Origin of the sequence: Nocardia sp. 2TAF39 (genome assembly GCF_052114905.1) — a bacterium.
Classification (GTDB): Bacteria; Actinomycetota; Actinomycetes; order Mycobacteriales; family Mycobacteriaceae; genus Nocardia.
The window spans coordinates 175,072-194,346 of record NZ_JBFRFQ010000002.1 but is presented as its reverse complement, the minus strand read 5'-3'; the positions used below and the strand labels follow the sequence as shown (position 1 = coordinate 194,346).

Sequence of the window (19,275 nt, the reverse complement as noted above, 5' to 3'; positions counted from 1 at the left end):
CGGGTGCGCCCCTCCGCCCGCGCGGCGCCCGAAGGGGCACCGTGAGCGAGCCCGATGCCGCGGGCGTGGCCGGATCCGAGGAAGCCTCGGCGTCCAGTAGCCGAACCAGGCGCGCCCGCGCCCGGCGCGCCCGCACACGGACACCCCAACAGTCAGCGACAGCAGCAACAGAATCGGAGCAAGCCACGTGACAGAGCCGAGTCGTCTCGAAGTCCGGACCGCCGACCCGTACCCGGTGATCATCGGCCGCGGGTTGCTCGGCGAACTCGTCGAGTCGGTCCGCGGCGCGACCGCGGGCGTACGGACCGTGGCGATCTTCCACCAGCCGCCGCTCACCGAGACGGCCGAGGTAGTGCGGAAGGCCTTGGCCGACAACGGTATCGACGCACATCGCATCGAAATTCCGGACGCCGAGGCGGGCAAGGAGCTGCCCGTCGCCGGGTTCTGCTGGGAGGTGCTCGGTCGCATCGGCCTGACCCGCAACGACGTCGTGGTCAGCCTCGGCGGCGGCGCTGCGACCGACCTGGCCGGCTTCGTCGCCGCCACCTGGATGCGCGGGGTGCGGATCGTGCACGTCCCGACCACGCTGCTGGCCATGGTCGACGCGGCCGTCGGCGGCAAGACCGGCATCAACACCGAGGCGGGCAAGAACCTGGTCGGTTGCTTCCACGAGCCAGCGGCCGTACTGGTCGACCTGGCCACGCTGGAAACGGTGCCACGCAACGAGATCGTGGCGGGTATGGCCGAGATCATCAAAGCCGGTTTCATCGCCGACCCGCTGATCCTCGACTTGGTGGAACGCGACCCGGAGGCGGCGCTCGACCCGACCGGCGAGGTGCTTCCCGAGCTGATCCGCCGCGCGATCCAGGTGAAGGCCGATGTCGTCGCCGCCGATCTGAAGGAGGCCGCCCTCCGCGAGATCCTCAATTACGGCCACACCCTCGGCCATGCGATCGAGCGGCGTGAGCGCTACCGCTGGCGGCACGGCGCCGCGGTCTCCGTGGGGCTGGTGTTCGCCGCCGAGCTAGGCCGCCTCGCGGGCCGTCTCGACGACGCCACGGCCGACCGGCACCGCGCGATCCTGACCGCCGTCGGGCTGCCGACCAGCTACGACGCCGATGCCCTCCCTCAGCTGCTCGACGCCATGCAGACCGATAAGAAGACCCGGTCCGGCCTGCTGCGGTTCGTCGTACTAGACGGCCTCGCCAAGCCCGGCCGCCTCGAGGGACCGGATCCGGCATTGCTGGCCGCCGCGTACTCGGCGATCGCCCGCGAGGACAGCCCGAGCGGCGGCGCGGTCCTGCTCTAGAACGCGGCCGTGCCACCACGACCGGCGCGCTGCGCTCGACCCGGGTGATTCCCACCCGTCGTGCCGTTCCTGGTCGGGTCAGAGCGCGATGGCGTGTGCGTGCGGCGGTGTGGGCGGCTTGGCGCCCCGCCGTTCGGCCAGGATCCGGCCGATGCCGACACCGATCAACGCGGGCACGAAGATCAGCAGGACGATGAAGGACGCGCCCGCGGTGAGCTCGAAGAGCAGGCCGTTGTCACCGAGGTCGAACCGGGGCAGCCAGTCCAGAATCCAGGCGACCAACCCGCTGCCGACGCCACCCGCGACGGCCGCTTTCAGCCAGAGCAGGGTCAGATCGGCCCCGCGATCCGGGCCGGCTCCGGCGGAACGGTCCGCGCGGCCATCCAGCAGACCCCAGGACACGATCGCCGCGACCAGCACGATCAGGCACAGGATGCGCATCCACGCGCCGTGCGTAGGCCAATTCACCATCGCAAACCCGAGCACGGTACGCAGGACGACCACCAGCGCGCCGAGCACGGCGGCCCGCAACACCCAAGCATTCATGCCGACCACCATAACTGTGTTGGATCAGCAGCGCCTGCGGCTCTGCGAGTTCGCGGGCTGTGTTTTCGGCCGCGCGGCCGCGGCGGGTTCGTGGCCCCCTGATGGCTCGCGTCCGAGCGACCGCCGCTGGCGACTTCGTCGCGGACGCGACGGCCACTCGGACGCGAGCCGGGCCGCGAAAAGGAATGCTCGGTCTCGCTGCGCTCGAAGACCGGATGACACCGATGTGGCTGCGCAGGGAGTTGACCACGATATCTCTCGGCAGCTCGTGCGGAGCCTATGCCGAGCCCACCAGCGCGGCGGCCATCTGGGCGCGCGGCGCCGGTTGTCCGGTGAACTGCTCGACCTGCCCATAGGCCTGGTTCAACAGCATCTGCAGTCCGCTGACCACGGTGTGCCCCATCCGCTCGACGGCCTCGGCCAGTGCGGTGGGCCACGGGTCGTAGATCGCGTCGAGCACCACAGGAGCTGATGCCACCGGGGCCGCGACGGCCGCCGCAGCGGCCGCGGGGATGGTGCTCACCACGGCGCCCGCGGACGCGCAGGCCGCACCGATGGCGTCGGCGTCGAAGCCGACCAGGGCGGCGGTCATCCCGAGCCGCTCCGCGAGCTCCAGTGCGCCGCCGGCCCGTCCGGCGTCCCGCGCGATTACGGTGACCGCCTTCGCGCCCAGCTCAGCCATCGCCAGCAGCGCGGGCCGCGCGGTGCCGCCCGCGCCGAGCACCACGCCCTCGGCCAGCTCGGTGACCCCGGCGCCGCGCAGCGCGCCGAACACCCCGTCCACGTCGGTGCAGTCCGCCCGCCAGCCGCCCTTGGTACGGACCAGCGTGTTTGCCGACCCGACCAGCACGGCTCGATCGGTGCGCTCGCTGGCATAGGCCAGGGCGGCCTCCTTACCCGGCATCGTCACCGAGAGCCCGACCCACTCCGGCCCGAGCCCGTCGAGCAGACCCGGCAGCTGCTCGGCCGAGCACTCGATGCGCTCATAGGTCCAGTCCAATCCGAGCGCGCGGTAGGCGGCCAGATGCAGCTGTGGGGAACGGGAGTGCGCGATCGGCTTGCCGAGCACCGCCGCCTTGCGATTACCGGCCACTGTCCAGGATTCCGCTCTGCCTAGCCTTCTCGATGTTGCGCAGGTGCTCCTGGTAGCCGTCCGTGAACAGGGTGGTGCCCTGCTTGTCGACGGTGACGAAGTACAGCCACGGCCCCGGCTCCGGATTCTCCATCGCGCGTAACGCATTCAGCGACGGCGCCGAGATCGGCGTGGCGGGCAGGCCGGGCATCGCGTAGGTATTCCATGGGTTGTGCTGGGCCCGGTCGGTGTCGGTGGTCGCGACCTCGGTGCGGTCGAGGGTGTAGTTCACCGTCGAGTCGAACTGCAGCGGCTGATCGACCCGCAACCGGTTCACGATCACACGCGCCACCTTGGACATGTCCTGCGGCAGCGCTTCCCGCTCGACCAGCGAGGCCCCGATCAGCGTCTGGTAGGGGTTCAGTTTGGTTTCGGCGCCCGACTGCAGCAGCCCGGTGCCCTCGTAACTGCGCGCACTGGCGGCCACCAACTGTGCGAGGATCTGCTCGGCCGTCCCACTCGGATCGAAATCCCAGGTGCCCGCCGCGATCAGGCCCTCGAGCTGCCTGCCGCGGTCGGGGACGTTGCGCACGACCTGCTCGGCCCAGCGGGGCACGCCGAGCGCGGCCAGGTTCATGCCCGCGCCCGCGGCGTCGAGCTGGTCATAGGTCACGCACTTCTGGGTGGGCCCGGTTCCGACGCAGCTGGCGTCCGCGATCTTGCGGTAGATGCCTTCTTTGCGCGATCCGGTGTTCACGTCGTGCTGGTCGTGCAGCTGACGCCCCTCGGACACCACCAAGTTGCCGACCCGCGAGGATTTGTTGATCAGGGCAGTCACCGCCTGCGCGGCGGGGCTGCGGCTGGGGATCGCGTAGTAACCGGGTTGCACCGCACTCATGTTCGAGTTCCGCACCGCCGCTTGAAAGAACGCGCCCGTGCTCGCGACGACGCCGCGCTGGACCATGGTCGCGGCGATCTGCTGGGACGTGTCGCCCGGCTGCACCTGCACCACCACGAGCGGGCCCGCCGGACCCGCGTAGTCCTCCGGGCCGGCCATGCTGCCGATCAGTTTCATTCCCGCGAACACCGCGGCGCCGGTGAACAGCAGCACGAAGACACCGGCGATGATCCATATGTTCCTGCGCCGCCGCTTGCGCTCGGCCGCCTTGCGCGAAGCGGCCCGGGAGCGCTTGCCGCGCTGCGAGCGGGTGGGACGCTCCTGCTGCGCCCGCTTCGGGCGGCGTGGCATCTCTTGGCGGCCCACGCGCGGACGTTGGTTTCCGGTTCGCGAGGCGGGCGGTGGCGACGCGGGCGGCTCGTCGTCGTCGACGTAGCGAGGAATGACAGTGGTGTCATCGTCGTAGTCGTCGTAGTCGCGGCCGACGACTCGACGGTCCGCGTACGCGTCTCCGTCGTCGTAGTCGTCGTATTCCTCCCAGGCCCGGTCGTCTCTGCGGTAACGCCGATCAGCTTCGCGCTGTTTGAACAGTTCCTCGGCCCGCGCCCACCGATCCGTCATGCATCGTCCCCGGACGACACAGGACGTCCCGCTTCCACCGACCTCAACACCGCACTCCGTTCGTCCAACCATCCTTGCAGGATCGACACGGCCGCCGCCTGATCGATCACCTGCCGCTGGCCACGCGCGCGAACTCCACTGTCCCGCAATGCACGTGCAGCTGACACCGTAGTCAAACGTTCGTCGGAAAGCCGGACAGGCACCGGGGCGACAGCAGCCCGCAACTGCACAGCGAATGCGAGGGCCAGCGTAGCGGCAGCGCCCTTCTCCCCGCGCAATGTTCGCGGCAATCCGACGATGACCTCGACGGCCTCGTACTCCCGCACAATTTCGGCAATTCTGCCGATATCGGGAGCTGCCCCGGCAGTGCGCTGACTCTGTTTCGCGCGTGGCACGGTCTCCACCGGCGTCGCGAGGATGCCATCGGGATCGCAGGCGGCGACCCCGATGCGGACGCTGCCGACATCGACCCCGATCCGCCTCCCCCGCCCGGGATCAGTGTCGAGATGTGGTCGGTCGGAGCCGCGTGGCGCCGACCGCTCCGGACTTTCCGCGTCGCCCATCACCCGGCCAGTTCGGCCACCCGAGCGCGGACCGCGGCCAGGCCCGCCGGGATGCCGGACGGATCCGAACCAGCGCCCTGCGCCATCTCCGGCTTGCCACCACCGCGTCCCGCGATGCTCGGGCCGAAGCTGCCGACGAGATCACCGGACTTGACTCCGAGTTCCTGGGCGGGCTTGTTCACGGCCACCACGAACGGCACCTTGCCGTCCGCATTGCCGAGCAACACCACCACGGCGGGCTCGCTGCCGAACCGGCCGCGGATATCGGTGGCCAGCGTCCGCAGATCGCCGGCGGGCACGCCCTCGGGTGCGGCGACGGCGACCAGCAGCAGGCGGCCGACCCGCTCGGCCTCCTCGACGAACTTCCCGGCCGCGGACAGCACGGCAGCCGTCTTGGTCCACGCGAGCTCCTTCTCGGCCATCTTGAGCCGCTCCACCAGCTGCTCGACGCGGGCAGGCACCTCCGCCGAAGGCACCTTCAGCGACGACGCGACACCGGCCAGCAGTGCGCGCTCCTTAGCCAGGTACTTGTAGGAGTCCAGGCCGACGAACGCCTCGACGCGCCGCACACCGGAGCCGACCGACGACTCGCCGAGCACCGTGATCGGTCCGATCTGCGACGAATGCTGCACGTGGGTGCCACCGCAGAGCTCCATCGAGAACGGGCCGCCGATCTCCACGACGCGGACCTCGCTGCCGTAATTCTCGCCGAACAGCGCCAAGGCGCCCATCTGCTTGGCCTTCGGCAGGTCGGTGACGAACGTGTTGACCGGGAAGTCCGAGCCGACCGCGTCGTTGGACACGGCCTCGATGTCGGCCTTCTGCCGCTCGGACAGCTGGCCCTGCCAGTTGAAGTCGAAGCGCAGGTAGCCCGGCTTGTTCAGCGAGCCCGCCTGCACCGCGTTCGGGCCGAGCACCTGGCGGAGGGCGGCATGCACCATGTGCGTGCCGGAGTGCCCCTGGGTGGCGCCGCGCCGCCAGGCCGGATCGGCCTGGGCGAGCACCACATCGCCCTCGGTGATCTGGCCCTGCTCGACCGTGGTCTTGTGCACCCACAGCTTCTTGGCGATCTTCTGCACGTCGTTGACGCGCAGCTTCAGCCCGGAGGCGGTGATGCTACCGCGGTCGGCGATCTGGCCGCCGGACTCGGCATAGAGGGGGCTGCGTTCCAGAATCACCTCGACGTCCTGGCCCGCGGTCGCGGCCGGAACCCGCACACCGTCGGCGATCAGGGCCAGCACCGTGGCCTCGGAGGTCAGCTCGTCGAAGCCGGTGAATTCGGTGGCGCCGCGGTCGACCAGCTCCTTGTAGACGGTCAGGTCGGCGTGGGCGTGTTTGCGGGCCTGGGCGTCCTCCTTGGCGCGCTTGCGCTGCTCGGCCATGAGCGAGCGGAAGCCCTCCTCGTCGACCGAAAGACCGGCCTCTGCGGCCATCTCCAAGGTCAGATCGATCGGGAAGCCATAGGTGTCGTGCAAGGTGAAGGCGTCCGACCCGGCGATCGTCGCGCCGCCCCCGGCCTTCACCGCGGCCGCGGTGTTCTCGAACAGCGTAGAGCCGGTGTTCAACGTCTTCAGGAACGCCGTCTCCTCGCCGACCGCGACGGTCTCGATCCGGCGGAAATCGGTGGACAGCTCCGGGTACGACGGAGACATCAGATCGCTGACGACCTTCATGAACTCGCCCATCACCGGTTTCTCGGCGCCGAGCAGGCGGGCCGAGCGCACTATGCGGCGCAGCAGGCGGCGCAGCACGTAGCCGCGGCCGTCGTTGCCAGGATTCACGCCGTCGGCGATCAACATGGCGGCAGTGCGGGCGTGGTCGGCGATCACGCGGAAGCGCACGTCGTCCTCGTGCTGCACGCCGTAGGAGCGGCCGGTCAGCTCCTCGGCCTTGTCGATGATCGGGCGCAGCAGGTCTGTCTCGTAGACGTTGTCCACGCCCTGCAGCAGCAGCGCGATCCGCTCGACACCCATACCGGTATCGATGTTCTTCTTCGGCAGTGTCCCGACCGGCGGGTGGCCCAGCTTCGGGCTCAGCTCGCCGCGGATGTCCTGCATGAATACGAGATTCCAGATCTCGAGGTAACGGTCCTCGTCGGCGACCGGCCCCCCGTCGCGCCCGTGCTCCGGCCCGCGGTCGTAGTAGATCTCCGAGCACGGACCGCCCGGGCCGGGCACGCCCATGTCCCAGTAGTTGTCCTTGCCGTCGCGGAACTGGATCCGCTCCGCCGGGATGCCCGCGACCCGGCGCCAGATCTCGGCCGCCTCCGGGTCGTCCTGGTACACGGTCACCCAGATCCGCTCGGGGTCGAACCCGTAGCCGCCTTCATCCTGGGGCTTGCTGATCAGCTCCCAGGCGAGGGTGATCGCCCCCTCCTTGAAGTAGTCACCGAAGGAGAAGTTCCCCGCCATCTGGAAGAACGTGTTGTGCCGCGTGGTGACACCGACCTCCTCGATGTCGCCGGTGCGGACACACTTCTGCACGCTCGTCGCCCGCGGATATGGCGCCGCCTCCTGACCCAGGAAGTACGGCTTGAACTGAACCATGCCCGCGTTGACGAACAGCAGGTTCGGGTCGGCCAGAATCAGCGAGGCACTCGGCACCTCGGTGTGGCCGGCACGAAGGAAATGGTCCAGAAAACGCCGTCGGATCTCGTGGGTCTGCACAGATACCCAGCCTACCGGTGCTGCGCACGCGATTATTCATCGACCGGAGTCGTGGCGTTGCTGCGAGAGGCCGGCAAACCCGGCTCTCAGGTCCCCCGGACGATATGGCGGAGTTTCTGGACGCGGGGGCCGACCTCACGTTCGTGGCCGTGGTCGGTGGGATGGTAGTAGTCCGTGCCGACCAATTCGTCGGGCGGGTACTGCTGAGCGAGCACGCCGTCCTTGTTGTCGTGCGGATAGCGATAACCCTGGGCGTTGCCGAGCGCGGCCGCGCCCGCGTAGTGTCCGTCGCGCAGATGCGGCGGGACGGCTCCGGTCTTGCCCGCCGCGACGTCGGCCATGGCCGCGCCGATCGCGGCCACGACCGCGCCGGACTTCGGGGCGGTGGCCAGGTGGATCGTGGCCTGTGCCAGTGCGAGCCGCGCCTCGGGCAGGCCGACCAGCTGCACCACCTGCGCGGCCGCCGTCGCCGTCTGCAGCGCCATCGGATCGGCCATGCCGATGTCCTCGCTGGCGTGGATCATCAGTCTGCGCGCTATGAAGCGCGGGTCCTCGCCCGCACTCAACATGCGGGCCAGGTAATGCAGCGCGGCGTCGACATCCGAGCCGCGGATCGACTTGATGAACGCGCTGATCACGTCATAGTGCTGGTCGCCTGCGCGGTCGTAGCGGACGGCCGCCTTGTCCACGCTGGCCTCGACAAGGTCGACATCGACCGTGCCGTCCGAAGAGGATTCGGCCGAGGCTTCCAGCGCGGTGAGTGCGCGGCGGGCGTCGCCGCCGGCGATCCGGATGATGTGGTCGAGCGCCGCGTCGGAGACGGTGTACGCGCCGTCGAGGCCGCGAGGGTCGGCGATCGCACGGGTGAGCACCTGCCGGATGTCGGCCTCGGTGAGCGATTGCAGCTGCAACACCAGTGAGCGCGACAACAGCGGCGACACCACCGAGAACGACGGATTCTCCGTGGTCGCACCGACCAGCAGGACGATCCGGTTCTCCACCGCAGCGAGCAGGGCATCCTGCTGTGTTTTGGAGAACCGATGCACCTCGTCGATGAACAGGACGGTCTGCACACCGGCCGACAGCCTGCGCCGCGCCCCATCGATGACCGCGCGTACCTCCTTCACCCCCGCCGACAGCGCCGAGAGCGCCTCGAAGCGACGGCCGGTCGCGTGCGAGATGAGCGCCGCGAGGGTCGTCTTACCCGTGCCGGGCGGGCCGTACAGCAGCACCGACGCCGCCCCTGAGCCCTCGATCAGCCTGCGCAGGGGGGAGCCGGGGCCGAGCAGATGCCGCTGCCCGACCACTTCGTCCAGCGAGGCGGGCCGCATCCGCACCGCCAATGGCGCCCCCGCGTCCCTTCGCACCACGTTGTCGATCATGTGCTCCGCGGAGACCGCGTCACGGGGCACCTCGAACAAGCCATCGCTCACGGAACAGAACGTTACCGAGCCGCACCGACAGCGCCGCGTGCCGTTCCGCCGCCACAACAGCGCCTCGTCCGCACGACCGTGGCCGCGGGCCGACACTCGATACCGGAACTCGCCGAGCCCTCCTACTACATTCGACCGCCCGTCGCGGCGAGCCTACTTGCATGTCGTCGGCGCCTCGAATGTGATCAGTGCCTGTGGCGAAAAACGTGGTCGTTTCGGATTCTGCTTCCTTCGGGCCGTTCGCCCGGCGCACTCTGCTGAAAGGCGGCGCGGCCGCCGCCACCTCGGTGATCACCGCAGGTCGCGCGGTCGCCGGGACGCCGGTGTTCCGACACGGCGTAGCCTCGGGCGATCCGCTCCCAGACGGCGTGATCCTCTGGACACGCGTCACCGTCGCCGACGACGCGACGCCCGGCTCCGGCATCGGCGCACCGACGAACGTGCGCTGGGAGATCGCTGAAAACGAGCGGTTCACCCTGGTCGTCGCGTCCGGAACCTCAACGGCCACAGCGGATTACGACTACACCGTCAAGGTCGACGTCGCCGGCCTTGCGCCGGACGCCGAATATTTCTACCGCTTCACCGCACTCGGCGAGACTTCCCAGGTCGGCCGCACCAAGACTGCGCCCGCCGACGCGGATTCTCCCGAGCGGCTACGGTTCGGGGTGGTCTCGTGTTCGAACTGGGAGTCCGGTTACTTCGGTGCCTACCGCTATCTGGCCGCCCGGACCGATCTGCACGCGATCGTCCACTTGGGCGACTACATCTACGAGTACGGCCGCGGCGAAAGCGGCGGCCGCAACGGTGCCGTGCGCGCGCACGATCCGGCCGATGAGACCGTCAGCCTGTCCGACTATCGAATTCGCCACGCGCAGTACAAGACCGACCCCGATCTTATGCAGTTGCACGCCCGCCAGCCGTTCATCTGCACCTGGGACGACCACGAATCCGCGGACAACTCCTGGTCCGGCGGCGCGGAAAACCACGACCCCGCGACCGAGGGTAGCTGGGAGGATCGCCGCGCCGCCTCCGTTCAGGCATATCTGGAGTGGATGCCGGTCCGGGCTTCCAGGTCAGGCGGCGAGGTGCGGATCTACCGCAGGCTGCGCTTCGGCACGCTGGCCGAACTCTCGATGCTGGACCTTCGCAGCTACCGCGACCAGGAGGCGAAGCCCGGCGCGGGCTGGCGCGAGGCCGACAACCCGGCCCGCACCATCACCGGAAAGGCCCAGATGGACTGGCTCACCGCGGGTTTGGCGTCTGCACAGGTGCGGTGGAAGCTGGTCGGAAACTCGGTCATGATCGCCCCGCTGGTCTTCCCGCCGCTCGAACCGGCCACCACAGCGGCGATCACCAACACCATGGGCCTACCGCACGGCGGCATTTCGGTGAACGGCGACCAGTGGGATGGCTACACCGCCGACCGCGATCGCCTGTTCCGCGCCATCAGCGACCAGCGGATCTCCAATGTGGTATTCCTGACCGGCGACATCCATTCCTCATGGGCCGCGGACCTCCCCCTGGACGCGGCGAATTATCCGGGTGGCGACACGGTGGGCACCGAATTCGTCGTGCCCTCGGTAACCGCGACCAGCATCGGCGACCAGCTGAAGCTGAACCCCGCGTCGATCTCGGAATCGATCAGAGCGGTCAATCATCACCTGCGCTACGTCGAACTGGAGTCGCACGGCTACGGTGTGCTGGAGGTCACCGCGGAGCGGACCCAGATGGACTGGTTCTATCTCCTGGACGTGACCGACTCGAATTCCGCTGTGCGCCACGGCGCTTCGTTCGCCGTCCACTCCGGTAGCCGGATGGAACCGCAGCAGGGCCCGCTGAGCTGACCGCCATTCCGAGCCGCCCAGCATCCCATACCACCAATCGGCATTGTTGCTCACCGAACACCGTCGAACGGGCACATCCGCAAGCCCGCCTCACCGGGCTCACCCGATGATCTCGGCGTGTGGGTAAAACCTATTCCGACCAGCGCTCTTCCAGCATCGCCGACACGTCCTCGGCGAAATCGCCGACGATGTCGTCGCCCGTGCACCGCGCGTCTTCGGCCAGCGCGGCCCAGCGGTTGATCAGCGCCGCCGAGCGCGGCACCGAAAGTCCGTGCTCGCGCGCGGACGCGATGCGCGCATGGTCGGCGGGCAGGAACCAGAAGGTGGATAGCCACACCCAGATCAGCCGGGCTTCGAGGATCCGCTCGGCGAGCAGGTCGTCGTCGCCCAGCGCGGGCCACACGCCCACCACCTCGGAACGCCACGCCTCCACCATCTGCTGGGCGCGTTCCCGTGAAAGCTCGACGTCGCACAGGCAGCCGGGGAACGACACCAGCGCGTAGGCGATGTCCAGGGTCGCGTCGCGGAACCCACCCCACTCGTAGTCGAGGAAGCGCGCGCCTTCCTCGTTCAAGATCACGTTGTCCGGGCACAGGTCCGACGGACTGAACCCGCGGAATCGCCCAGCGGAGAACAGCCGGTTGCCGCGCACGATGCGCTCGGCGATCTCGCCGGGCACCTCGATGCCCAGCTCGCGCTGCAGCAGTCCAGGCACCTCGGAGATCGCCGACTCGGCCTGCTGCGCGATGCCGTCGACCCGGTGCACCACGTCGACCCGGCGCAGCAGCGCGACGAAGTCGGCTTCGCGCCCGACGGTGGCGGCGTGCATCCGGCCGAGCGCCTGTGCGAACGCCATCAGCGCGTTACGGGTGGCGGGCTCGGCTCCGGACCGCAGCACGGCGGTGAGCAGGGAGTTCTCGCCGAGATCGCTGAGGATCAGCAACCGGTCCGGCAGGCTGTGCGCGATCAGATACGCGCCGGGCCGATGCTCCCGGCTCAGGGCGGTGGTGAATTGATACGAGACGGCCTCGCGGAGGAACGCGGAATCGACGCTGGCGACGCCGGGAGCCAGACCGCCGGTCCGGCGATCCCGCGCGGCCCCGCGGACCTGCTTGACGATCAAGGTTCGCGGCAACGAGAAAGCGTTCTCCGCTACACGCACACGTAGGACGGTCGTCCTACCACTACCGCTGAGTTCGATCGGATCGCTCAGCTTTACCGGAGCACCCATTCGCTTTGTGAGCAACTGTTGCGCTGCGGACACGACTTCGGTGGCGCGTTCGGCCAATAGTGCGGTCATCGCCCTTCAACGTACTCGCATCAGGTCACTTCTAGCGAGCGGTTACACAACCTTTCCGCGTCGTCCGGCGTGTCCGTGCCAAGGTCGCGAAACGGCCACTCATTGCTTGACACCATTGGACCCGTCAGGTTTTGTCATCGTCAACTGCCCTGCGCCACACCGCAAACCAGTTGAGTGGAAAGGTCTACGCATGGCCGAAACACCGCCTCCCGCATCGAAGGAATCAGCCGGCGGCGCCCCCGACCCGAACGATGAGCGCTTCGGCGGGCGGCCGGGACAGTACCAGAGCCCGGACCCGAACCCGAACCCGCCGGGCGCCGGAACCGGCCACGCCCCCCACGAGATGGCGGGCTCGGCGGGATATCCGCAGTTCGAGGGGCCGGGCACGGCGCAGTACGGCAGCAAACCACTGGAGCCGGCTCCGCCGGTGGCATCCCACCCGTACCCCACCTATGGCCCGCAAGGCACCGGTCCCGGCTATGCGCCGCCTGGCATGATGCCACCGCCCGGGGTCGTGCCGCCGCAGCAACCGGTCTACGGCTACCAGCAGGTCATCGCGGCCCCCGGGACGCTCGACGTGGGCAGGGCGCTCAGCTACGGCTTGGCGACGTTCCGTGCCAACCCGGGGCCGTGGGTCGGCGTGACAGCCGTTGGCCTCGTCATCTATCTGGCGTTCGTGCTCGTCGTGCAACTCACCGATCCGACGACGCTGCTGCCACTGCTACTCATCCTCTTCGCCGTACTGGCCGGCGTGTGGCTGCTGCAAGCCGCCATGATCCGCGGCGCGCTGTACGAAACCGACGGCACGCCACCGGCTTTCGGCTCATACTTCCGCTTCGTGAACGCAGGCAATGTCCTGCTCACTGCGCTGCTGGCATTCCTGCTGACCTTCGTCGGCTCCGCCATCTGCTTCGTACCCGGGCTTGTCGCCGGCTTGCTGTGCATGTTCTCGCTGCACTACGTCGTCGACCAGGACCAGGGACCGTTCGAGGCGCTGAAGTCCAGCGTCACGCTGGTGGTCGCCAACATCTGGCCGGTGCTCCTGCTCGCGTTCGCGGTGCTCGTGGTGACCTTCCTCGGGCTGCTGCTGTGCGGTCTCGGCCTGCTGGTCGCAGGCCCGGTGGCCGCCATCGCAGTGACCTACACCTACCGCGCGCTCACCGGAGGCACCGTATCCGCACGGTGAACCGGCGATCACTTTTCGATCAGTCACCGCATCCCGATCCCAGCGCTCGAGCCGTTCGACCGGCCCGGCCTCGCTGCCCCGCGCGAGGCCGGAGCTCGAGCACGATGATCCCGGCCACGACGAACCCCTCGTGGTCGGCGGCGCCGGGCCGGTGGTGGCGACGCTGACCAGAACGAACTGTTGCGTGGGCGCGACCGCTATTGCGCGGGCTTCGCGGCTTTCGCGTCCTCGCCCTTCTTCTGCTCCGGGGCGGCGTCCAAGCCCGCCTCCTTGCGCTGCTGCGCGGTGATCGGTGCGGGCGCGTCGGTCAGTGGATCGACGCCGCCGCCGGTCTTCGGGAACGCGATGACCTCGCGGATCGAATCCTGTCCGGCCAGCAGCGCGGTGACCCGGTCCCAGCCGAAGGCGATGCCGCCGTGCGGAGGGGCGCCGAAGGCGAAGGCGTCCAATAGGAACCCGAACTTCTCCTGCGCCTCTTCGTGGCTGATACCCATCACCTTGAATACACGTTCCTGCACGTCGCGGCGGTGGATGCGGATCGAGCCGCCGCCGATCTCGTTGCCGTTGCAGACGATGTCGTAGGCGTAGGCCAGCGCCGAGTCCGGGTCGGTGTCGAAGGTGTCCAGCGACTCCGGCTTCGGAGAGGTGAACGCATGGTGCACCGCGGTCCACGCGGAATGGCCCACCGCCACATCGCCACTCGCGGTCGCCTCGGCGGTCGGCTCGAACAGCGGGGCGTCCACGATCCACACGAACGACCAGGCGTCCTCGTCGATCAGGCCTACTTTGCGGGCGATCTCGCCGCGCGCCGCACCGAGCAGACCGCGCTGTGCCTTCGCCGCACCGGCCGCGAAGAACACGCAGTCACCCGGCACCGCGCCGACATGCTTGGCCAGGCCCTCGCGCTCGGCGTCGCTGAGGTTCTTGGCCACCGGACCTCCGAGCGTGCCGTCCTCGTTCACGAGGACATAGGCAAGCCCCTTCGCGCCCCGCTGCTTGGCCCACTCCTGCCAGGCGTCGAGCTGGCGCCGCGGCTGGCTCGCGCCGCCGGGCATGACCACCGCGCCGACATAGGGCGCCTGGAACACGCGGAACGGGGTGTCCTTGAAATACTCGGTGCACTCGGTGATCTCGACACCGAAGCGCAGATCCGGCTTGTCGGAACCGAAGCGGCGCATGGCCTCCGCGTAGGTCATGTGCGGGATCGGCGTCGGAATCTCGTAGCCGATCAGCTTCCACAGCGCGACGAGGATCTCCTCGGCCAGCAGGATCACGTCGTCCTGGCGCACGAAGCTCATCTCGATGTCGAGCTGAGTGAACTCGGGCTGACGGTCGGCGCGGAAGTCCTCGTCGCGGTAGCAGCGCGCGATCTGGTAGTACCGTTCGATACCGCCGACCATGAGCAGTTGCTTGAACAGCTGCGGGCTCTGCGGCAGCGCATAGAAGCTGCCCGGCTGCAGGCGGGCGGGCACCAGGAAGTCTCGTGCGCCCTCCGGGGTGGAGCGGGTCATCGTCGGCGTCTCCACCTCGATGAACTCATGGCGGGCCAGCACCTCGCGGGCAGCCGCGTTGACCTTCGACCGCAGCCGGATGGCGTGCGCCGGACCCTCGCGGCGCAGATCCAGGTAGCGGTGCTTCAGGCGCGCTTCCTCACCGGGCTGCTCATCCAGTTGGAACGGCAGCGGGGCACTCTCGTTCAGCACCTCGAGTTCGGTGACGTTCACCTCGATGGTGCCGGTGGGCAGATCCGGGTTCTCGTTGCCATCCGGGCGCGGTTCCACAGTGCCGGTGACGCGTACGCAGTACTCGGCGCGCAGCCGGTGCGCCTGCGCGGCGGGTTCGCCCTCGCGGAACACCGCCTGGGCGACTCCCGACGCATCGCGCAGATCGATGAAGATCACCCCACCGTGGTCACGCCGCCGGGCCACCCAGCCGGTGAGGGTGACGGTCTGACCGGCATGCTCGCTTCGCAGCGAACCAGCCAAGTGGGTGCGCAGCACGGGGTTCCTTTCGACGGCTTCGGCACCGGCGCGATGTGACCAGGTGCGGGTCCATCGTAGTGAGACACATTCGCCGAGTGGAAACCGATATCACCACGCCCGTGCCAAGCTGTATCGGGCGAGTGTATGACCGAGGGCTACGGACGACGAGAAAGCGACAACGATGACCTTCAACGAGGGCATGCAGATCGACCCTGATCGGGTTTCGTCCGGCGGAGGCCCCGGAATGGGCGGCAAGATCGCACTGGGCGGCGGCGCGGGCGGACTGATCGTGCTGGTGTTGACCCTCCTGATGGGCGGTGACCCCGGCTCGGTCCTGGGCAACTTCACCGGGGCACAGGACCAGAGCCAGACGCAGCCGGGCACGGCGGGCACGCCGAGCCACTGCAAGACCGGCGCGGACGCCAACAAGTACGTCGACTGCCGAGTGGCGCTCACTGCGCAGAGCCTGGACGCGGTGTGGTCCACCGAGCTCCTCGAGCAGACCGGCAAGCGGTACGTGCGGCCGAAGGTCGTGCTGTTCTCCGGCGCCACCTCGACCGGCTGCGGCAACGCCACCAGCGCGGTCGGCCCGTTCTACTGCCCGGCCGACCAGACCGCCTACTTCGACACGAGCTTCTTCCAGGAGTTGGTGGACCGTTTCGGTTCCAGCGGCGGTCCGCTCGCGCAGGAATACGTGGTGGCGCACGAGATCGGCCACCACATCCAGAACCAGCTCGGCGACATCGGCCGCGCACAGCGGGATCCCCGCGGCCCGGAGTCCGGCGCGGTGCGCACCGAGTTGCAGGCCGACTGCTACGCGGGCATCTGGGCGCACTTCGCGGACAAGCTCCCGGCACCCGGCGGCGGCCAGCCGTTCCTCAAACCACTGTCGGACAACGACGTCCGTGATGCGCTCTCGGCAGCGTCTGCGGTCGGCGACGACCGCATCCAGCGCGCGGCGCAGGGCAGGGTGAATCCCGAAGCGTGGACACACGGTTCGTCCGAGCAGCGACAGAAGTGGTTCCTCACGGGCTACAGGACCGGCGAGGTGCGCGCCTGCGACACCTTCTCGGCCCAGGACCTGAACAATCCGTCCGCCCCGCGGTGACCCGGATTCGATCGGCACCACAGCTTTGCTGTCATGATCGACGGTAGTTCGCCTGTGCCACAGGTGAAAACGGCAACGCTGGGAGATGGGATTGATGCGAAGTACGACAGCGGCCCTGCTGGTTGCGATGCTCACGCTCGCGGTGGGCTCGGGCACCGCCGGGGCCGACCCGGTCGCCGCCCCGCCGCCGCAGCCCAGCGCGCTACCTCCGGTCGCCGCGCCGCTGGCGCTGTTCACCCTGACCACCATTCCGGAGGACTGGCAGAACCGGGTGGATCTGCGCCCGCAATTGGAAATCTTCTCCGACGGCAAGGCCGTCGAGATCCCCGACGCCGTCGCCGCCGATCGCGCACCGGATGTCCCGCCGAAGCGGATCAACGGGCACGTACCGCCTGAGGTACTGACCGCGGCGCTGGCCGAGACCAGGGCGCTCGCCGCCGTGGATCTCGGTGTGCCGAAGGCCACCGACCAGGGCAGCCAGATCATCGACTGCATGTCGCAGCCACCGAATGAGGACGTGCATCTGGTCGTCTACGCGCCACAGGCCACCGACGGCCTCGGCGCCGAGCAGCAGGCCGGTCGAAAACGCTTTTCCGACCTCTACAAGAAACTGCTCGACGCGTTCGTCCAGGACAACTGATACCCGCGGTCCGGTCCGAGCGGTTGCCGCCGTTCGGGCCGGGTTGCCCGGTAAGCCCTTGTGGGGCTAGAACTGGTCCTGCTCGTAGTCGGAACTGATGATCTCATCAGGATGCGTCGCGCCGATAACGTCCGGTGTGGATTCTCCGAGCGAACCGGTGAGGTCGTCATTGCCGGTCGGGCTCAGATAGGGCTGTACGGTGCGCGAGTGTTCCTCGTCGTTGTTCCGCTGACCCCCGGCGGCCGGGCTGCCCATGAAGCTGTTGGCACCGGACGGGGTGGTGCCGGATCCGGCCGGACCGAATGGCGCACCGGCGATCGGCCGGATCGGCGAGGCCGTGGTGCCGGGCAGGCTGGTGGGCTTGGGCACCGAGGGCGTTCCAGCCCGGCCGAGGCTGCCGGGGATACCGCTCGACACGCCGTGGTTGGTGCTCGGGCTGTGCGATGTGTGCACCGATGACGGCGTGGTCGATGGTGCCCCCGGTGCGTACGAGTCCAGGCCCGCGGCCTTGGTGGCCGTGTCCGCCGCGGTCGACTGCGCCTGCTCCAGGATCGGCTGTCCGACGTTCTGCGACACCGCCTGCGCTACATCCTGCGGCGCGGGCCCGCCATCCGGCGCGACCAGCTGCTGCACCATGCCGCTGAGCTCGGCGGTCTTTCCCGCCAGGTCACCGCGCGTGGCATTGACCACGCCGACGGCGTGACCGAGGTGCTCGGTAGCCGACGCGATCAGCGTCGCCTGTGCGGGCGGGGTCAGGATCACCGGCGCCAGCGCAGTCGCCTGGGTGGCGAACGATGACGCTATGCCTAGCAACTGCGCATTGCCCTGCTGCACTACCACAGCGGCGCGTTGGGTGAGCTCGGAGATATCGATGCCCCGCTGACTGGTCTCGTGGCCCTCGACGTTCGCCTGCTGGCTGGTGACCTGCGCGTTGCGGGCGGCCTGGCTCTGCCACAGCTGCTCGACCGTGGCCATGCTGCCCTTGCCCACCTGCATGGCCATCTCGATGACCGTGGAGGACTGGCTGAGGATCGCGGTCGGGTCGAGCGCGCCGATCACGCCGGTGCCGAAGCTGCCGAGCAGATCGAGGATCGGCTTCATCAGCATGTCCACGCCTGGCAGCGCGGGCAACGCGACACCCTGCATCAGCGCGGCGACCGGGTCGGCGGGCAGCGGCGGCAGCGCGGCAGCGGCCTGATTCAGCGTGGCGGCGACGGCGGCCGGCGCGTCGGCGAGCCCGCCACTGAGCACGCCCTGCCCGGCCTCGATCACCGGGGCCGCGGCGTGGTTGATCGCGGCGCTCGTGTCGCCCAGCAGAGCTGAGACCTCGTGCGGAACGCCGGGGATGTCCTGAGCGCCCGACCCTGCCGCGCCGTTCAAGCCGGACAGTCCCGCCGGAACGGCGCCGAGTGCGTGCTGGTCTTCGGAGATCTTGCGCGACAACACGAACGCGGGCGCTTCGATGGGCGGCATGTCGTCGGGCAGCTGGGGCAGCGGCAAGTCGAGCACCGCCTGGGCGGGCGAGTTCTGCAGCGCGTCCAGTACGGTCTGCTGGCCGATCGCGACGTTTTGCTCGGCCGCGTGCTCCACAGCCTGCCCCTCGGCTGCGATGACGCCGCTGTCCAGTGGCCTCATACCGCGCCCCCGATCTGGTTGGCGATGGAGCCGAGCGCGCCCGCGTTGAACGAGTCGGTGGCGTCGTAGGCAGCGGCGGCGCTGAATGCCGACTCGGAAAGCTTGGCGTACTTGGCCGACAGATCGTTGATGTCCTTCGCCTGCAGCACCTGGGCCGCGGCGAACATCGCCAGATAGTCGACGCCGATCAGTCCGAATACCGGAACCAGCGCGGCGACGTTACGCACCGCGTCGAAATTGCCCGCCCCCGCGAGATCGTCGGCGATGCCCGCGTTCGTGGCGGCGAACGCCCGGACCGCTTCGGTCTCTACCGAGAGATCACTCATCGAGTTGCCCCCCAAAAAAATCGTCGTGAACATCTGTGTCATGAACTTCGTCGTGACCCGTCCGCTCCCCGGCCGAATCGGCTGGGCCGCTACGGTGTGGGCTCAATATAGCGGACGAGACCGCCGAGGTTCGAGGCCGAGCGCGA

Annotated in this window: 15 protein-coding genes; 5 read left to right on the top strand and 10 right to left on the bottom strand. The window is 68.9% G+C overall.

The features are described from left to right. Window positions 1–187 precede the first annotated feature (187 nt). Window positions 188–1,309, top strand: coding sequence for a 3-dehydroquinate synthase (gene aroB, locus AB4Z47_RS02400; protein ID WP_441947494.1), 1,122 nt, complete (start codon window positions 188–190; stop codon window positions 1,307–1,309). Between the two features lie 78 nt (window positions 1,310–1,387). On the opposite strand, the gene AB4Z47_RS02395 is transcribed toward aroB, so the two are convergent. From AB4Z47_RS02395 to AB4Z47_RS02370, 6 genes are all read right to left on the bottom strand, one after another. Next, entirely contained in the window at window positions 1,388–1,855 is a 468-nt protein-coding gene (locus AB4Z47_RS02395; RefSeq protein ID WP_441947493.1) for a B-4DMT family transporter, read from the bottom strand. Window positions 1,856–2,132: 277 nt separating this feature from the next. Continuing rightward, complete coding sequence (locus AB4Z47_RS02390; protein ID WP_441947492.1) at window positions 2,133–2,948, bottom strand: shikimate dehydrogenase; 816 nt, start codon at window positions 2,946–2,948, stop codon at window positions 2,133–2,135. Continuing rightward, the gene (gene mltG, locus AB4Z47_RS02385; protein WP_441947491.1) at window positions 2,938–4,446 is read right to left on the bottom strand and encodes an endolytic transglycosylase MltG; all 1,509 of its coding nucleotides are present in this window, start codon (window positions 4,444–4,446) and stop codon (window positions 2,938–2,940) included. Before mltG ends, AB4Z47_RS02390 begins: the two co-directional genes overlap by 11 nt. Beyond that, the gene (gene ruvX, locus AB4Z47_RS02380) at window positions 4,443–5,009 is read right to left on the bottom strand and encodes a Holliday junction resolvase RuvX (protein ID WP_441947542.1); all 567 of its coding nucleotides are present in this window, start codon (window positions 5,007–5,009) and stop codon (window positions 4,443–4,445) included. The genes mltG and ruvX overlap by 4 nt, the downstream gene beginning before the upstream one ends. Beyond that, complete coding sequence (gene alaS, locus AB4Z47_RS02375) at window positions 5,009–7,675, bottom strand: alanine--tRNA ligase (RefSeq protein WP_441947490.1); 2,667 nt, start codon at window positions 7,673–7,675, stop codon at window positions 5,009–5,011. The genes ruvX and alaS overlap by 1 nt, the downstream gene beginning before the upstream one ends. Window positions 7,676–7,761: 86 nt before the next feature. Then, window positions 7,762–9,057, bottom strand: coding sequence for a replication-associated recombination protein A (locus AB4Z47_RS02370; RefSeq protein ID WP_441947541.1), 1,296 nt, complete (start codon window positions 9,055–9,057; stop codon window positions 7,762–7,764). A 239-nt stretch (window positions 9,058–9,296) separates the two neighbouring features. Between AB4Z47_RS02370 and AB4Z47_RS02365 the strand changes: the two genes are divergently transcribed. Next, a complete protein-coding gene (locus AB4Z47_RS02365; RefSeq protein WP_441947489.1) occupies window positions 9,297–10,952 on the top strand; it encodes an alkaline phosphatase D family protein in 1,656 nt (551 codons plus the stop codon). 130 nt (window positions 10,953–11,082) lie between these two features. Here the strand turns inward: AB4Z47_RS02365 and AB4Z47_RS02360 are convergent, their stop codons facing one another. Further along, window positions 11,083–12,252: a phosphotransferase family protein gene (locus AB4Z47_RS02360; RefSeq protein ID WP_441947488.1), complete on the bottom strand. Its 1,170-nt coding sequence runs from the start codon at window positions 12,250–12,252 to the stop codon at window positions 11,083–11,085. Window positions 12,253–12,442: 190 nt separating this feature from the next. Here AB4Z47_RS02360 and AB4Z47_RS02355 point away from each other — a divergent pair, with 190 nt between their 5' ends. Further along, window positions 12,443–13,438 (top strand): hypothetical protein, encoded by a 996-nt coding sequence (locus AB4Z47_RS02355; RefSeq protein WP_441947487.1) that lies wholly within the window; start codon window positions 12,443–12,445, stop codon window positions 13,436–13,438. Window positions 13,439–13,635: 197 nt separating this feature from the next. On the opposite strand, the gene aspS is transcribed toward AB4Z47_RS02355, so the two are convergent. Continuing rightward, window positions 13,636–15,438 (bottom strand): aspartate--tRNA ligase, encoded by a 1,803-nt coding sequence (gene aspS / locus AB4Z47_RS02350; protein ID WP_441947486.1) that lies wholly within the window; start codon window positions 15,436–15,438, stop codon window positions 13,636–13,638. A gap of 163 nt (window positions 15,439–15,601) precedes the next feature. Here aspS and ypfJ point away from each other — a divergent pair, with 163 nt between their 5' ends. Together ypfJ and AB4Z47_RS02340 are read left to right on the top strand one after the other, a co-directional pair. Continuing rightward, window positions 15,602–16,528, top strand: a complete 927-nt coding sequence (gene ypfJ, locus AB4Z47_RS02345; RefSeq protein WP_441947485.1) for a KPN_02809 family neutral zinc metallopeptidase — start codon at window positions 15,602–15,604, stop codon at window positions 16,526–16,528. Window positions 16,529–16,622: 94 nt separating this feature from the next. Continuing rightward, window positions 16,623–17,168 carry a hypothetical protein gene (locus AB4Z47_RS02340; protein ID WP_441947484.1) on the top strand — a complete coding sequence of 182 codons (546 nt, stop codon included), beginning with the start codon at window positions 16,623–16,625 and terminating at the stop codon, window positions 17,166–17,168. Window positions 17,169–17,234: 66 nt separating this feature from the next. Here AB4Z47_RS02340 and AB4Z47_RS02335 read toward each other — a convergent pair whose 3' ends face one another. Further along, a complete protein-coding gene (locus tag AB4Z47_RS02335) occupies window positions 17,235–18,803 on the bottom strand; it encodes a hypothetical protein (RefSeq protein ID WP_441947483.1) in 1,569 nt (522 codons plus the stop codon). Further along, a complete protein-coding gene (locus AB4Z47_RS02330; RefSeq protein WP_441947482.1) occupies window positions 18,800–19,129 on the bottom strand; it encodes a type VII secretion target in 330 nt (109 codons plus the stop codon). Before AB4Z47_RS02330 ends, AB4Z47_RS02335 begins: the two co-directional genes overlap by 4 nt. Window positions 19,130–19,275 lie beyond the last annotated feature (146 nt).

Coding starts and splice junctions, on each gene's coding strand:
- AB4Z47_RS02330 (WP_441947482.1), bottom strand. CDS start 19,129: ATGAGTGATCTCTCGGTAGAGACCGAAGCGGTCCGGGCGTTCGCCGCC.
- AB4Z47_RS02395 (WP_441947493.1), bottom strand. CDS start 1,855: ATGAATGCTTGGGTGTTGCGGGCCGCCGTGCTCGGCGCGCTGGTGGTC.
- mltG (WP_441947491.1), bottom strand. CDS start 4,446: ATGACGGATCGGTGGGCGCGGGCCGAGGAACTGTTCAAACAGCGCGAA.
- AB4Z47_RS02340 (WP_441947484.1), top strand. CDS start 16,623: ATGCGAAGTACGACAGCGGCCCTGCTGGTTGCGATGCTCACGCTCGCG.
- AB4Z47_RS02370 (WP_441947541.1), bottom strand. CDS start 9,057: ATGATCGACAACGTGGTGCGAAGGGACGCGGGGGCGCCATTGGCGGTG.
- ruvX (WP_441947542.1), bottom strand. CDS start 5,009: ATGGGCGACGCGGAAAGTCCGGAGCGGTCGGCGCCACGCGGCTCCGAC.
- ypfJ (WP_441947485.1), top strand. CDS start 15,602: ATGACCTTCAACGAGGGCATGCAGATCGACCCTGATCGGGTTTCGTCC.
- AB4Z47_RS02360 (WP_441947488.1), bottom strand. CDS start 12,252: ATGACCGCACTATTGGCCGAACGCGCCACCGAAGTCGTGTCCGCAGCG.
- AB4Z47_RS02355 (WP_441947487.1), top strand. CDS start 12,443: ATGGCCGAAACACCGCCTCCCGCATCGAAGGAATCAGCCGGCGGCGCC.
- AB4Z47_RS02335 (WP_441947483.1), bottom strand. CDS start 18,803: ATGAGGCCACTGGACAGCGGCGTCATCGCAGCCGAGGGGCAGGCTGTG.